The organism is Streptomyces albiflavescens, from assembly GCF_014645835.1.
GTDB classification, from domain to species: domain Bacteria; phylum Actinomycetota; class Actinomycetes; order Streptomycetales; family Streptomycetaceae; genus Streptomyces; species Streptomyces albiflavescens.
Genome location: NZ_BMMM01000008.1, coordinates 26,249 through 38,717 on the forward strand (window position 1 = coordinate 26,249; position 12,469 = coordinate 38,717).

The 12,469-nt window shown below is 70.3% G+C and carries 10 protein-coding genes and 1 tRNA gene; 4 read left to right on the forward strand and 7 right to left on the reverse strand.

The genetic code is table 11. From position 1 onward, the window contains the following. Positions 1-7: 7 nt before the first annotated feature. Entirely contained in the window at positions 8-1,405 is a 1,398-nt protein-coding gene (locus IEY95_RS22030) for a GntT/GntP/DsdX family permease (RefSeq protein WP_189187820.1), read from the reverse strand. 54 nt (positions 1,406-1,459) lie between these two features. After that, entirely contained in the window at positions 1,460-1,987 is a 528-nt protein-coding gene (locus IEY95_RS22035; RefSeq protein ID WP_189187821.1) for a gluconokinase, read from the reverse strand. A gap of 130 nt (positions 1,988-2,117) precedes the next feature. Here IEY95_RS22035 and IEY95_RS22040 point away from each other — a divergent pair, with 130 nt between their 5' ends. After that, complete coding sequence (locus IEY95_RS22040; protein ID WP_189187822.1) at positions 2,118-2,819, forward strand: FadR/GntR family transcriptional regulator; 702 nt, start codon at positions 2,118-2,120, stop codon at positions 2,817-2,819. Positions 2,820-3,025: 206 nt separating this feature from the next. Here IEY95_RS22040 and IEY95_RS22045 read toward each other — a convergent pair whose 3' ends face one another. The 4 genes from IEY95_RS22045 to IEY95_RS22060 all read right to left on the reverse strand — a co-directional run bounded on the left by IEY95_RS22045 (position 3,026) and on the right by IEY95_RS22060 (position 9,202). Then, entirely contained in the window at positions 3,026-3,409 is a 384-nt protein-coding gene (locus IEY95_RS22045; protein ID WP_189187823.1) for a YchJ family protein, read from the reverse strand. 5 nt (positions 3,410-3,414) lie between these two features. Next, entirely contained in the window at positions 3,415-4,794 is a 1,380-nt protein-coding gene (locus tag IEY95_RS22050) for a M1 family metallopeptidase (protein ID WP_229703230.1), read from the reverse strand. Between the two features lie 77 nt (positions 4,795-4,871). Continuing rightward, entirely contained in the window at positions 4,872-8,747 is a 3,876-nt protein-coding gene (locus IEY95_RS22055; RefSeq protein WP_189187825.1) for a Pls/PosA family non-ribosomal peptide synthetase, read from the reverse strand. 370 nt (positions 8,748-9,117) lie between these two features. Then, positions 9,118-9,202, reverse strand: a tRNA-Leu gene (locus IEY95_RS22060). A gap of 189 nt (positions 9,203-9,391) precedes the next feature. On the opposite strand from IEY95_RS22060, the gene IEY95_RS22065 reads away from it, so the two are divergent. The 3 genes from IEY95_RS22065 (at position 9,392) to IEY95_RS22075 (ending at position 12,134) form a co-directional block, all read left to right on the forward strand. Beyond that, positions 9,392-10,717 (forward strand): M20/M25/M40 family metallo-hydrolase, encoded by a 1,326-nt coding sequence (locus IEY95_RS22065; protein WP_189187826.1) that lies wholly within the window; start codon positions 9,392-9,394, stop codon positions 10,715-10,717. Between the two features lie 206 nt (positions 10,718-10,923). Beyond that, positions 10,924-11,157 carry a chaplin ChpH gene (chpH, locus tag IEY95_RS22070; protein ID WP_189187827.1) on the forward strand — a complete coding sequence of 78 codons (234 nt, stop codon included), beginning with the start codon at positions 10,924-10,926 and terminating at the stop codon, positions 11,155-11,157. A gap of 149 nt (positions 11,158-11,306) precedes the next feature. Then, on the forward strand, positions 11,307-12,134 hold the full coding sequence (locus tag IEY95_RS22075; RefSeq protein WP_189187828.1) for a chaplin: 828 nt from the start codon (positions 11,307-11,309) through the stop codon (positions 12,132-12,134). Positions 12,135-12,237: 103 nt separating this feature from the next. Here the strand turns inward: IEY95_RS22075 and IEY95_RS22080 are convergent, their stop codons facing one another. After that, positions 12,238-12,426: a DUF5703 family protein gene (locus IEY95_RS22080; RefSeq protein ID WP_028801646.1), complete on the reverse strand. Its 189-nt coding sequence runs from the start codon at positions 12,424-12,426 to the stop codon at positions 12,238-12,240. Positions 12,427-12,469: the final 43 nt, after the last annotated feature.

The following is a 12,469-nucleotide window of genomic DNA, read 5'->3' on the forward strand; positions in this document are numbered from 1 at the left end:
AAATCGGCTAGATCACGAGCGACAGGAGCAGGATCAGTCCACCGGCCACCACCGAGATGATCGTCTCCATGACCGACCACGACTTGATGGTCTGGCCGACGTTCAGACCGAAGTACTCCTTGACCAGCCAGAAGCCGGCGTCGTTCACGTGGCTGAAGAAGAGCGAGCCCGCGCCGATCGCCAGGACGAGGAGGGAGGCGTGCGCGGTCGACATGTCGGCCGCGAGGGGGGCGACGAGACCGGCCGCCGAGATGGTCGCGACGGTCGCCGAACCGGTGGCGAGCCGGATGGCCACCGCGATCAGCCAGGCGAGCAGCAGCGCGGGGATCGACCAGTCCTTGGATATGTCCAGGATCATCTGGCCCACACCGGAGTCGATCAGGGTCCCCTTGAAGCCGCCGCCCGCGCCGACGATCAGCAGGATGCCCGCGATCGGGGCGAGAGACTTCTCGACGGTCGTCGCGAGGCGGTCCTTGGTGAAGCCGGCCGCGCGGCCCAGCGTGAACATACCGACGATCACCGCGGCGAGCAGCGCGATCAGCGGCGAGCCGATGATGTCGAAGACGCGCTGCACCATGTGCGTGGGGTCGTCGATGATGATGTCGACCAGGGCCTTGGACAGCATCAGCACGACCGGCAGCAGCATCGTGGTGAGGGTGGCGCCGAAGCCGGGGCGCTTCGCCAGGTCCTCGGAGGCACGGGTCGGGATCATCCGGTCGGGAGCGGGGACGTCCACCCAGCGGGCCGCGACCTTCGAGAACAACGGACCGGCGACGATCACCGTCGGGATGGCGACCAGGACACCGAGCGCGAGCGTGATGCCGAGGTTGGCCTTGACCGCGTCGATCGCGACCAGCGGACCGGGGTGCGGCGGAATCAGGCCGTGCATCACGGACAGACCGGCCAGCGCCGGGATGCCGATGCGCATCAGGGAGTAGTTGCCGCGCTTGGCGACCATCAGGACCACCGGGATCAGCAGCACGATGCCGACCTCGAAGAACAGCGGCAGACCGATCACGGAGGCGATCAGCACCATCGCCCACGGCATGGCGCGCCCGCCCGCCTTGGCGAGGATCGTGTCGACTATCTGGTCGGCGCCGCCGGAGTCGGCGAGCAGCTTGCCGAGGATCGCGCCCAGCGCGATCAGGACACCCACACCGGCGACGGTCGAGCCGAGCCCGGTGGTGAAGCTGGTGATGGTCTTGTCGAGCGGTGCCCCGGCGAACGCGCCGAGGGCGAGCGAGCCGATGGTCAGGGCCAGGAATGCGTGCAGCTTGAACTTGGTGATGAGCAGGACGATGACGGCGATGCCCGCCAGCACGGCGATGCCCAGCTGGGCATGACCCGCCGAGGTGATCGGCTCGACGGCGTCCGCTGCCAGCATCTCCACGCTGAGTCTGGTCACGGTTGATCCCTTGCTTGAGAAAGGTACGAAGGGGGACGGGGGTACGGCGAAGGGTTACTGCGAGGGCTGGGCGAGACCCTGGAGCGCGGCCACGGCCCGCTCGGTGATCTCCCCGGGGTCGCCCGACACGTCCACGGCGACACCCGCCTCGTCCGCCTCCAGCGGTTGCAAGGTGGCGAATTGGGAGTCCAGGAGCGCCGTGGGCATGAAGTGCCCCTGGCGGTGCGACATCCGATCCTCGATGAGCTTGCGGTCACCGGTGAGGTGCACGAACACGACTCCGGGTGCCGCTGCCCGCAGCCGGTCCCGGTAACTGCGCTTCAGCGCCGAGCTGCTGACCACTCCGCCGAGTCCGGCCCGCTCGTGCGCCCAGGCGCCGATGGCGTCCAGCCACGGCCAGCGGTCCTCGTCCGTCAGCGGTGTGCCGGCCGTCATCTTGGCGATGTTGGCCTGCGGGTGGAAGTCGTCGCCCTCGGCGTACGGAACGCCGAGCCGGGTCGCGAGCAGGGGACCGATGGTGGTCTTGCCGGTTCCTGCCACGCCCATGACCACGACGACATGGGGGGTACGCGTCAGCTGCATCGTGCTCTCGCTGTCTTCATCGACATCTGATGTCGACGACACTGAAACTCATTAGGTACGACGAATTCAAGAGTCTGTGACATATAAGTCTGACTTTTTGTTCACAGTGAGGGCCTCGTACGCTGACCCCATGACCACACGGGGCCGGGGGCTGCACGGACATGTACTGGAAACCCTCGGGCCGGCGATCGCGGCGGGTGAGTACCCGCCCGGCAGCGTGCTGCGCACGGACGAGCTCGCGCAGCGCTTCGAGGTGTCCCGTTCCGTGATGCGCGAGGCGGTCCGGGTGCTCGAGTCCATGCACCTCGTCGAGTCCCGTCGCCGCGTCGGCGTGACGGTCCTCGCCAAGTCCGAGTGGAACGTGTACGACCCTCAGGTCATCCGCTGGCGGCTGGCCGGCGCCGACCGCCCCCACCAGCTGCGTTCGCTCACCGTGCTGCGCTCCGCCGTCGAGCCGATCGCCGCGGGCCTGGCCGCCCGGCACGCCACGGCCGAGCAGTGCGCCGAACTCACCGAGTGCGCGCTGGGCATGGTCGCCACGTCACGCGGGCACCAGCTGGAGGCGTATCTCGTCCACGACGTCGCCTTCCACCGGGTGATTCTCAACGCGTCGGGCAACGAGATGTTCGCCCGTCTCGGTGACGTCGTCGCGGAGGTCCTGGCGGGCCGTACCCACCACGAGGTCATGTTCGAGGACCCCGACCCCGCCGCCGTCACCCTGCACGTCCAGGTCGCGGAGGCCGTACGGGAAGGCGACGCGGCTCGGGCCGAGGAGCTCACGCGCGAGATCACGGTCGGCGCGCTCCAGGAGTTGGACATCCTGGCGCCCTAGGGGGTTTCTGATGGATCTCCGCGGCGTCGCGACGCCCGGCACGCACTCTCGCCGCACCGGACAAAAGCCCTAGTAGCTCCTCCCCCACGCTCGGCTTCGCTCGCGCGGGGGGACCCCCATCGAGGACTTCCGCCCGGCACGCCGAGAGCACGCACCGAACGCCGCTCCTTCTTCCACGGAGATCCACCAGAAACCCCCTAGAGGGCCTACTCCTGGAAGTCCCCATCCACGTACACCCACGCCCCGTCGACCCGCTCGAAGCGGCTGCGCTCGTGGAGAGAGCCGCCACGGTAGGAGGCCCGGAAGGTCACGGTCCCCACGGAGTGGAACGCCGACCCCTGACTCGTGCCGAGAATCTCCAACCCGGTCCACCGCATCCCGGGGTCGAACTCCACCCGCGCCGGCCGCGTCCGCGGATGCCAGGTCCGCAGCAGATACCCCTCGTCCTCCTTCACGAAGGCGCAGTACCGCGACCGCATCAGCGCCTCGGCGGTCGCCGCCGCGGCCTCACCGCGGTGGAACCGCCCACAGCACTTCGCGTACGGCTCGGAAAGCCCGCAGGGGCAGGAACGACTGGTCATGGCTGCCATTCTGCCTAGGCCGAGTCGGCGTTCGTCGGCGGGTAGGTGGGCCGGGTGGGAACCGGCGCGGCGAGCGTCGGCAGCGGCGGGAGGGCGGACTCGTACAGCCAGGCCGCGAACACGTCGTCCAGGGGCTCCGCCGCGTAGCGGGCGGCGTGCGCGGTGAAGGCCGCCGTGGTGACCGCTCCGCCCCGGTGCAGGGTGGCCCAGCCGCGCAGCATGCGGAAGAAGGCGTCGTCGTCCATCGCGCAGCGCAGCGCGTGCAGGGTGAGCCCGCCGCGCTCGTAGAGCCGGTCGTCGAACATCAGCTTGCGGCCCGGGTCGGCCAGCACCAGGTCCTGCGGCTGCGCGGACAGCTTCCGGTGCGCCGCGGCGGCCAGTTGCTGCGCCGGGCGCCCGCCGGACCGCTCCGACCACAGCCACTCCGCGTACTTCGCGAAGCCCTCGTTCAGCCAGATGTGCCGCCAGTCCGCGATGGAGACGCTGTTGCCGAACCACTGGTGCGCCAGCTCGTGCGCGATCAGCCGCTCCGAACCCCGCGCCCCGTCCACGTGGTTGGCGCCGAACAGCGACAACCCCTGTGCCTCGACGGGGACATCGAGCTCCTCCTCCGTCACCACCACCGCGTACTCGCCGAACGGATACGGCCCGAAGAGGTTCTCGAACAGCTCCATCATCGCGGGCTGCCGCGCGAAGTCCCGGGAGAACTCGGAGAGCAGATGCGCGGGCAGATGACCGGACTGCGGCACGCCACCGAGACCCGGGTCGCCGAGCAGCACCGTCTGGTGTTTCCCGATCGACAGTCCGACCAGATAGCTGGACGTCGGCGCCGCCTGCTCGTACACCCAGGTGGTGGTGGAAGCCTTCGTCGTACGCGTCAGCAGCCGGCCGCCCGCCACCACCGAATAGGCGGAGGGCGTGGTGATCGAGATCTGGTACGCGGCCTTGTCGGCCGGGCGGTCGTTGCACGGGTACCAGGAGGGCGCCCCGGTCGGCTGGCTCGCCACCAGCGCCCCGTCCTCCAGCTCCTCCCAACCGAGACCGCCCCAGGGACTGTTGACCGGCTTGGGGTTGCCCGACCAGTGCACCTCGATGGTGAAGGCGGCACCGGCCCGGATCGGCTTCGGCGGGCGTATGCGCAGCCTGCCGCCGCGGTGCGTGTAGTGCGGCGCCTTGCCGTCGACACGGACCCGGCCGATTCGGAAATCGGCCAGGTTCAGCTGGAATTCGGTGAGCGGCGCCCGGCCGGCAATGGCGTTGAGCCGAGCGGTGCCCGAGAGCCGGTTCGGGCCGGGGCGGTAGTCCAGCGCGAGCTCGTACCGGTGCACCCGGTAGCGGGGATCACCGTTGGCCGGGAAGTACGGGTCCGATCCCACTGTCTGCTGAACGCTCACCGCTGCGACTGCTCCCTGCCCTGTGCTCGTACGACGTGCCGCTGTACCGCCCTTCGTATCCGATCCGGTCATGTCTTCTATGAACGCCATGCCTCGATCGGGTTGCCCAGCCAGCGGGTGTCGTCGGGAACGGACTCCGCCGCCATCACCAGCGACGCGGGACCCAGGGTGGAGCGGGCCCCGACGGTGCTGCCGGGCAGGACGATTCCGCCCGGGCCCAGCGTGGCGCCCTCACGGAGGATTACATTATCCGTCCGCAAGATCCGGTCGTGGAAGAGGTGGGTCTGCAGGACACAGCCCCGGTTCACCGTCGCCGCGTCCTCCAGCGTCACCAGGTCGGTCTCGGGCAGCCAGTAGCTCTCGACCCAGGTGCCCCGGCCGATGCGGGCGCCGAGCCCGCGCAGCCACGCCGTCATCAGCGGCGTACCGGGCACGGATCCGGCCAGCCACGGCACGGCGACGACCTCGACGAATGTGTCCGCGAGCTCGTTGCGCCACACGAATCCGCTCCACAGCGGGTGCTCACCGCTCCGGTGCCGGCCCACCAACAGCCACTTCGCCACGATGGAGACGAGGCACGCGAGCGCGCCCACGGCGAGCAGCACCACCCCGGACAGCGCCCAGGCCCACGCCCCCAGCGCACTCAGCGCGGCCATCGTCAGCACGGCCAGCGCCGCCGAGCAGAACACCGGCACGATCCGGCACAGCTCCACCAGGCCCCGTGCCCACAGCAGGTGCGCGGGCGGGTCGTACGTCCGGCTCTGGTCGCCGTCCTGCGTCGAACGCGGCAGCTTCACCGGCGGCAGCCCCAGATACGAACTGCCCTTCTTCGCCTTCTTCGGCGTCGCCGACAGCACGCCGACCAGACCGCCGTCCGGCACGCTGCGGCCCGGCGCGGTCATCCCGGAGTTGCCGAGGAACGCCCGGCGGCCGATCTCGGCCCGCCCGATCCGCATCCAGCCGCCACCGAGCTCGTACGGCGCGGTCAGCGTGTCGTCCGCGAGGAAGGCACCCTCACCGACGGTGGTGAGGCTGGGCAGCGCGAGGACGGTGGAGATCTCGGCGCCCCGCCCGATCTTCATGCCGAGCAGCCGCAGCCACACCGGGGTGATCAGCCCGGCGTACAGCGGGAACAGCGTCTCCCGGGAGCGGTCCATCAGCTGGGTGACCGTCCAGGCCTGCCAGCCGATCCGGCTGTGCGTCGGATGCGTGCCCTCACGCAGCCCGAGGCTCAGCAGGCGTACGGCGATCAGAAGCAGCAGCGCGTACGCGAGCCCGAAGGTGAGCGTCGCCGGCACCAGGGCGACGGCGGCACCGCGCAGGGCCGTGCCGAGCCCGGCGTCCGCGCTCACGAACACCCGCGCCACGAGCAGCGCGGCAACGCCCGCCAGCAGGGGCAGTGCGGTCAGGGCGAACCCGGTCGCGCCGTACATCGCCCGCCAGTACGTGCCGCGCTGCGGCCGCTCCTTGGGCCACGCGCGCTTCGCCTTGCCGAGCTTGACCGCGGGTGCTCCGGCCCAGCGCTGCCCGGTGGGAATGTGTCCGGCCACGGCGGAACCGGGGGCCACCTCGGCCCGCTTGCCCACGCGCGCACCGGGGAAGAGCAGGCTGCGGGTGCCGACCACCGCGTGCGCGCCCACCTTCACCGGGCCGATCTCCAGCCGGTCGCCGTCCAGCCAGTGCCCCGACAGGTCCACTTCGGACTCGACGGCGGCGCCCCGGCCGAGCTTGAGCATGCCGGTCACCGGCGGCAGCGAGTGCAGGTCCACGTCCGAGCCGACCTTGCCGCCCAGGGCACGGGCGTACCGCTCCAGCCAGGAACCGGTGAGCGAGGTCGCGCCGCTGAACTCGGCGAGCCGTTCGGCCGTCCAGAGCCGGAGGTGGACGCTTCCACCGCGCGGGTAGCGCCCGGCCTTCACACCCCGCAGGAGCAGGCGCGCCCCGCCCGCCGCGATCGCGAGCCGCCCCGGCGGACTGAAGAAGACGAGCGCACCGGCGGCGACGAGCCACCACGACGCGCTCGGCGCCCACGGATACGGCCCGAACCAGTGCAGTACGTTCCCGAGCGCGGCCAGCGCCACGGTCCAGCGCAGCCCGAGCAGCGTGAACAGCGGGATCAGCAGAAGCAGCTGGGTCGCCTTGGTGCGCAGCGGGACCGGCGCGACGATCCGCTCGGCGCCGTCGTCCTGCGCGGACTTCTCCAGGTGCCGGGCCAGCTTGCGCAGGACGGGCTGCTGGTAGATGTCCAGGACCGCCGCGCTCGGATACCGGGTGCGCAGCCTGGTCGTGAGCTGGGCGGCGGCCAGGCTGCTGCCGCCGATCGCGAAGAAGTCGTCGGACGCGCCGGCGACAGGGATGCCGAGCACCTCGCTCCACTGCTCGGCGAGCCAGGCCTCGGTGCCGTAGAGCTGCTCCTTCGTGCCGCCGGTCTCCAGGCCCTCCAATGGCCAGGGCAGCGCGTTGCGGTCGACCTTGCCGGACGTCCGGGTCGGCAGGTCCTCGACCGGGGCGAGCAACGGGACAAGGGCAGCGGGCAGCTCGGCGCGCAGCTTCTCCACGGCGGTGGCCTGGTCCCAGCCGTCCTGGGTGACCACATAGCCGACGAGGAGCTGGTTGCCGCTGCGGGCGGTGCGCACCGCGGCGGCCGCGCCCGCCACTCCGGGCAGGGCCTGCAGGGCGGCATCCACTTCACCGAGCTCGATCCGGCGCCCGCCGAGCTTGATCTGCTCGTCGGCCCGCCCGAGGAAGATCAGCCCCTCCGGCTCGGCCTTGACCAGGTCACCGCTGCGGTACGCCCGCTCCCAGCCCAGCGACTCCAGCGGCGCGTACTTCTCCGCGTCCTTCTCGGCGTCGAGATACCGGGCGAGCCCGACCCCGCCGATCACGAGCTGGCCGCTGTCGCCCATGGCTACGGGCTCACCGGCCTCGTCGACCACGGCCAGCTCCCAGCCGTTCAGCGGCAGCCCGATCCGGATCGGCTCCTCGCCGGTCATGAGGGAGGCGCAGGCGACGACGGTGGCTTCGGTGGGCCCGTAGGTGTTCCACACCTCGCGGCCCTCGGTCACCAGCCGCTGAACCAGCTCCGGCGGGCAGGCCTCACCGCCGAAGATCAGCAGCCGGACCTCGTTGAGCGTCTCGGGCTCCCACAGGGCGGCCAGCGTGGGCACGGTGGAGACGACGGTGATCTCCTGCTCGACCAGCCAGGGCCCGAGGTCCGCGCCGCTGCGGACCTGCGCACGCGGCACCGGCACCAGACAGGCGCCGTATCGCCAGGCCAGCCACATCTCCTCGCACGAGGCGTCGAAGGCGACGGAGAGCCCGGCCATGACCCGGTCACCGGGCCCGATCGGGTCCTCGGTCAGGAACAGCTCGGCCTCGGCGTCCACGAACGCGGCGGCGCTGCGGTGACTGACGGCGACGCCCTTGGGCTTGCCCGTGGATCCGGAGGTGAAGATGATCCACGCGTCGTGCTCGACACCGGGCCGCGCGGCGGGAGCATCCGACCGGCCGTTGACGGTCAGCTCGTGCCCCGCCCCGACGACCGCGCGCACCTCCGCCTCGCCGAACACCAGCTCGGCCCGCTCGTCCGGGTCCTCGGCGTCCACCGGCACATAGGCGGCACCCGCGGCCAGTACGGCGAGGATCGCCACGTACAGCGCGTTGGTGCCGGACGGGACCCGGACTCCGACCCGGTCGCCGAGTCCGACCCCGGCGGCGCTCAGCCGCCGCCGCAGGGCCTCGACCTCGACGGCCAGGGCACGGTAGGTGAGACAGCGGTTCCCGTCGTCCAGCGCGGGCTCGTCGGGGTACGCCCGGACGGAGGCGTCGAAGATGTCGGCAAGGGTGCGGGGCGAGGCGGCGGAGGAGGCGGAGAAGCGTGCGGGATCACCGAACTCCGCGCGCACCTCCTCGTCGAACAGCGCGAGTGCGGGGCCTTGCTCGAGGGCTGCCATCGGGTCCTCACGTGTTGTTTCCCGGAGCGTCCGGGGCGCTGGTGGGCCCGCAGGTATGCCTGGGGATATTCCGGTCCAGCTCCAAACAAGCGTGAAATTTTAGTACGACGCTAGTCGCGGACCTGGTCGTCAGCCATGCGAGGAGACCTCCCGGGGCACCGGAACTGCCAGTTCCGCAGTCGTGACGGTGCTCTGACATGGGGATATGTCATCCTGACGAGATCTGCCCCACATCTGCCCGTAACACCCCGAACACGGCGAGCGAGGGGCCGGCCGACACCATGCGCGGGGGCGAAAGACAGGCAAGGGGCCGAAAGGCGCAACGAGCGAGGACCACGACCTGGTGGTCGCGGCCCTCGCTCGTTCGATGTGTCCGAGGGGGGACTTGAACCCCCACGCCCGATAAAGGGCACTAGCACCTCAAGCTAGCGCGTCTGCCATTCCGCCACCCGGACAAGGTGTCTGTCGCGCGGGTTTCCCTCGCGGCGACAGAGGAAACATTACCAGGCTTTCGAGGGCTCCTGATCACGCCCTGTTCCCGCGTGAACGGCGTGTGACGGGCCGGGACCGGCCTTGGGGAGGGGAAGGGGTCGGAGAGAGGATGAGGGGGACGACCACCAGCAGTGACAGTGGGAGGAAGCAGCGTGAGCGAGTCGAACACGGCCAGGAGCGTCTCTGGCGAGGACGAGGTCGTGGACCTCTGTCGCGAGCTGATCCAGATCGACACCAGCAACTACGGGGACCACTCCGGGCCCGGCGAGCGCAGGGCCGCGGAGTACGTGGCCGAGAAGCTCGCCGAGGTGGGGCTCGAACCGCAGATCTTCGAGTCGCACCGGGGCCGCGCCTCCACCGTGGCCCGTATCGAGGGCGAGAACCCCTCGCGGCCCGCACTGCTCATCCACGGTCACACCGACGTCGTACCGGCGAACGCGCTGGACTGGACCCACCACCCCTTCTCCGGCGAGATCGCGGACGGCATGGTGTGGGGCCGCGGCGCGGTCGACATGAAGGACATGGACGCCATGACGCTGGCGGTCGTACGGGACCGGCTGCGCAGTGGCAGGAAGCCCCCGCGCGACATCGTCCTGGCCTTCCTCGCGGACGAGGAGGCGGGCGGCACATGGGGTGCGCGGCACCTGGTCGACAACCACCCGGACCTCTTCGAGGGCGTCACGGAGGCGATCGGCGAGGTCGGCGGGTTCTCCTTCACGGTCAACGAGAAGCTGCGGCTGTATCTCGTCGAGACCGCCCAGAAGGGCATGCACTGGATGAAGCTGACCGTGGACGGCACCGCCGGTCACGGGTCGATGATCCACAAGGACAACGCGATCACCGAGCTCTCCGAGGCCGTCGGGCGGCTCGGCCGGCACAAGTTCCCGGTGCGCGTCACCAAGACGCTGCGGCACTTCCTCGACGAACTCGGCGACGCGCTCGGCACCGAACTCGACCCGGAGAACATGGACGAGACGCTCGCGAAACTCGGCGGCATTGCCAAGCTCATCGGCGCCTCGCTGCAGAACACCGCCAATCCGACCCAGCTGGGTGCCGGGTACAAGGTCAATGTGATTCCCGGGCAGGCCACCGCGCATGTCGACGCGCGTTATCTGCCGGGGTACGAGGAGGAATTCCTCGACGACCTGGACCGGATTCTCGGCCCGCGCGTGAAGCGTGAGGACGTGCACGCGGACAAGGCGCTGGAGACCAGCTTCGACGGCGCCCTCGTCGACGCGATGCAGAAAGCGCTGTCCGCCGAGGACCCGATCGCGCGTGCCGTGCCCTACATGCTCTCGGCCGGCACCGACGCCAAGTCCTTCGCGGACCTCGGCATCCGCTGCTTCGGTTTCGCCCCGCTGAAGCTGCCGCCGGAGCTGGACTTCGCGGGCATGTTCCACGGCGTCGACGAGCGGGTGCCGGTGGATGCGCTGAAGTTCGGCGTACGCGTGCTCGACCGCTTCATCGACGCGTCCTGAGGCGTCCTGATTCATCGACGCGTCCTGAATCGTCCGTCGGGCGTCCTGAATTCGCCCACTGAAACGAAACTTCAGTATTCGCCAGCCTGTGCGGACCCGACTGAGAAGAGTGAATGCGACCATAAGCTCGTAGCTCTACTACTCCTTCCTCGTTACAGGTGTCGTGATCCGCTGCTTGGGATCGCATGTGCCAACAAGGAGGAATAATGATCAAGAAGGTCGTCGCCGCTGTGGCCGCCACTGGTGGTCTGGTTCTCGCGGGTGCGGGCCTGGCCGTCGCCGACTCGGGTGCCCAGGGTGCCGCCGTGCACTCCCCGGGTGTCGTGTCCGGCAATGTCATCCAGGTGCCCGTTCACGTCCCGGTGAACGTCTGCGGCAACACGGTCTCCGTGATCGGGCTGCTGAACCCCGCCTTCGGCAACACCTGCATCAACAAGTGACGTTGTGCCTCACCCCATGAGGGTCTGAGCCCGTCGGCCCCGGAGTGCGCGCCATGCGCTCCGGGGCCGACCGGCTTTCCGCGCACGCACTGGGGGTGCGTGCGCGTTCCGAACGGTCCAAGACACAGGGCTAAGGCAGGGATACAGCTATGCGACAGGTCACCCGCAAGGGCCTGATGACCGTGGCGGCCGCGACCGGCGTACTCGCCGCGACGGGCGGCTACGCACACGCCGACTCGGGTGCGAACGGCTCCGGTTCGGACTCGCCCGGCGTGCTGTCGGGCAACACGGTGCAGGCGCCGGTGCACGCGCCGGTCAATGTCTGCGGCAACACCGTGAACGTCGTCGGGGTGCTCAACCCGGCGATGGGCAACACGTGCGTCAACCATGGCGGCGGCAGCGGTTCGTCCGGGGGTGGCTACGGCGACTCGGGCTCCCACTCCGGCGGCGGCTCCCAGGCCGGCGGTCACACCGGCGGCTCGCCGGGCGTGGGCTCCGGCAACCATGTGCAGGTGCCGATCGACGCACCGGTCAACGTCTGCGGCAACAGCGTCAACGTGATCGGCATCGGCAACGCGGCGGCGGGCAACGACTGTGCCAACGGGACGGGCGGCGGTCACTCCACCACTCCGCCCGGCGGCGGTCACGAGACGCCGCCTCCGGGGCACCCCGGCCACCCGGGACACCCCGGCCACCCGGGACACCCGGGACACCCGGGACACCCGGGCGAGCCTGGTGAGCCGAGCCGGCCGGGCACTCCCGGACACCCGGGCCAGCCGTCCCACCCCGGAGGCGGTACGCCGGGCGGCTCCTCGCACGCCAACCACCCGGGGGCGCAGTCCGTCGCCCAGCCCCAGGGCACCGCGCAGCTCGCCCACACCGGCAGTGACCTGCCGCTCGGTGTGGTCGTGCCCGTCGGCGCCGGCGCGCTGCTGGCGGGTGCCGTGCTCTACCGCAAGGCACGATCGGCGGCGTAGAGCGGTACAAACCTGATGACAACGCCACGAACTTCCCCGGTGGCGTGGAGAACGGAGCGGGCCCCGCGAGTGCGGGGCCCGCTCCGTATTCAGTCGCCTTCCGTCACCACGTGGCGCGCACCTGGCGGATGATCCGCCGGCGCAACCGCACCTTGCGGCTGCCATCGCGCAGCAGGCTCAGGCGGTCCAACTCCCAGTGTCCGTACTCGGCATGGTCCGTCAGCAGGCGCGTCGTTTCCTTGCGGGAGACCCCGCGCGGTACGTACACGTCGACAAATTCGTATTCCGGCATCGCATCTATTGTGCGGGCAGAGCCCGTGTACGGATAGCGTCTG

Bases quoted from the DNA above. Each gene is read 5' to 3' on its own strand.
- IEY95_RS22040 (WP_189187822.1), top strand. From the start codon at position 2,118: ATGACCACACGGGGCCGGGGGCTGCACGGACATGTACTGGAAACCCTC.
- IEY95_RS22055 (WP_189187825.1), bottom strand. From the start codon at position 8,747: ATGGCAGCCCTCGAGCAAGGCCCCGCACTCGCGCTGTTCGACGAGGAG.
- IEY95_RS22045 (WP_189187823.1), bottom strand. From the start codon at position 3,409: ATGGCAGCCATGACCAGTCGTTCCTGCCCCTGCGGGCTTTCCGAGCCG.
- IEY95_RS22080 (WP_028801646.1), bottom strand. From the start codon at position 12,426: ATGCCGGAATACGAATTTGTCGACGTGTACGTACCGCGCGGGGTCTCC.
- IEY95_RS22035 (WP_189187821.1), bottom strand. From the start codon at position 1,987: ATGCAGCTGACGCGTACCCCCCATGTCGTCGTGGTCATGGGCGTGGCA.
- chpH (WP_189187827.1), top strand. From the start codon at position 10,924: ATGATCAAGAAGGTCGTCGCCGCTGTGGCCGCCACTGGTGGTCTGGTT.
- IEY95_RS22075 (WP_189187828.1), top strand. From the start codon at position 11,307: ATGCGACAGGTCACCCGCAAGGGCCTGATGACCGTGGCGGCCGCGACC.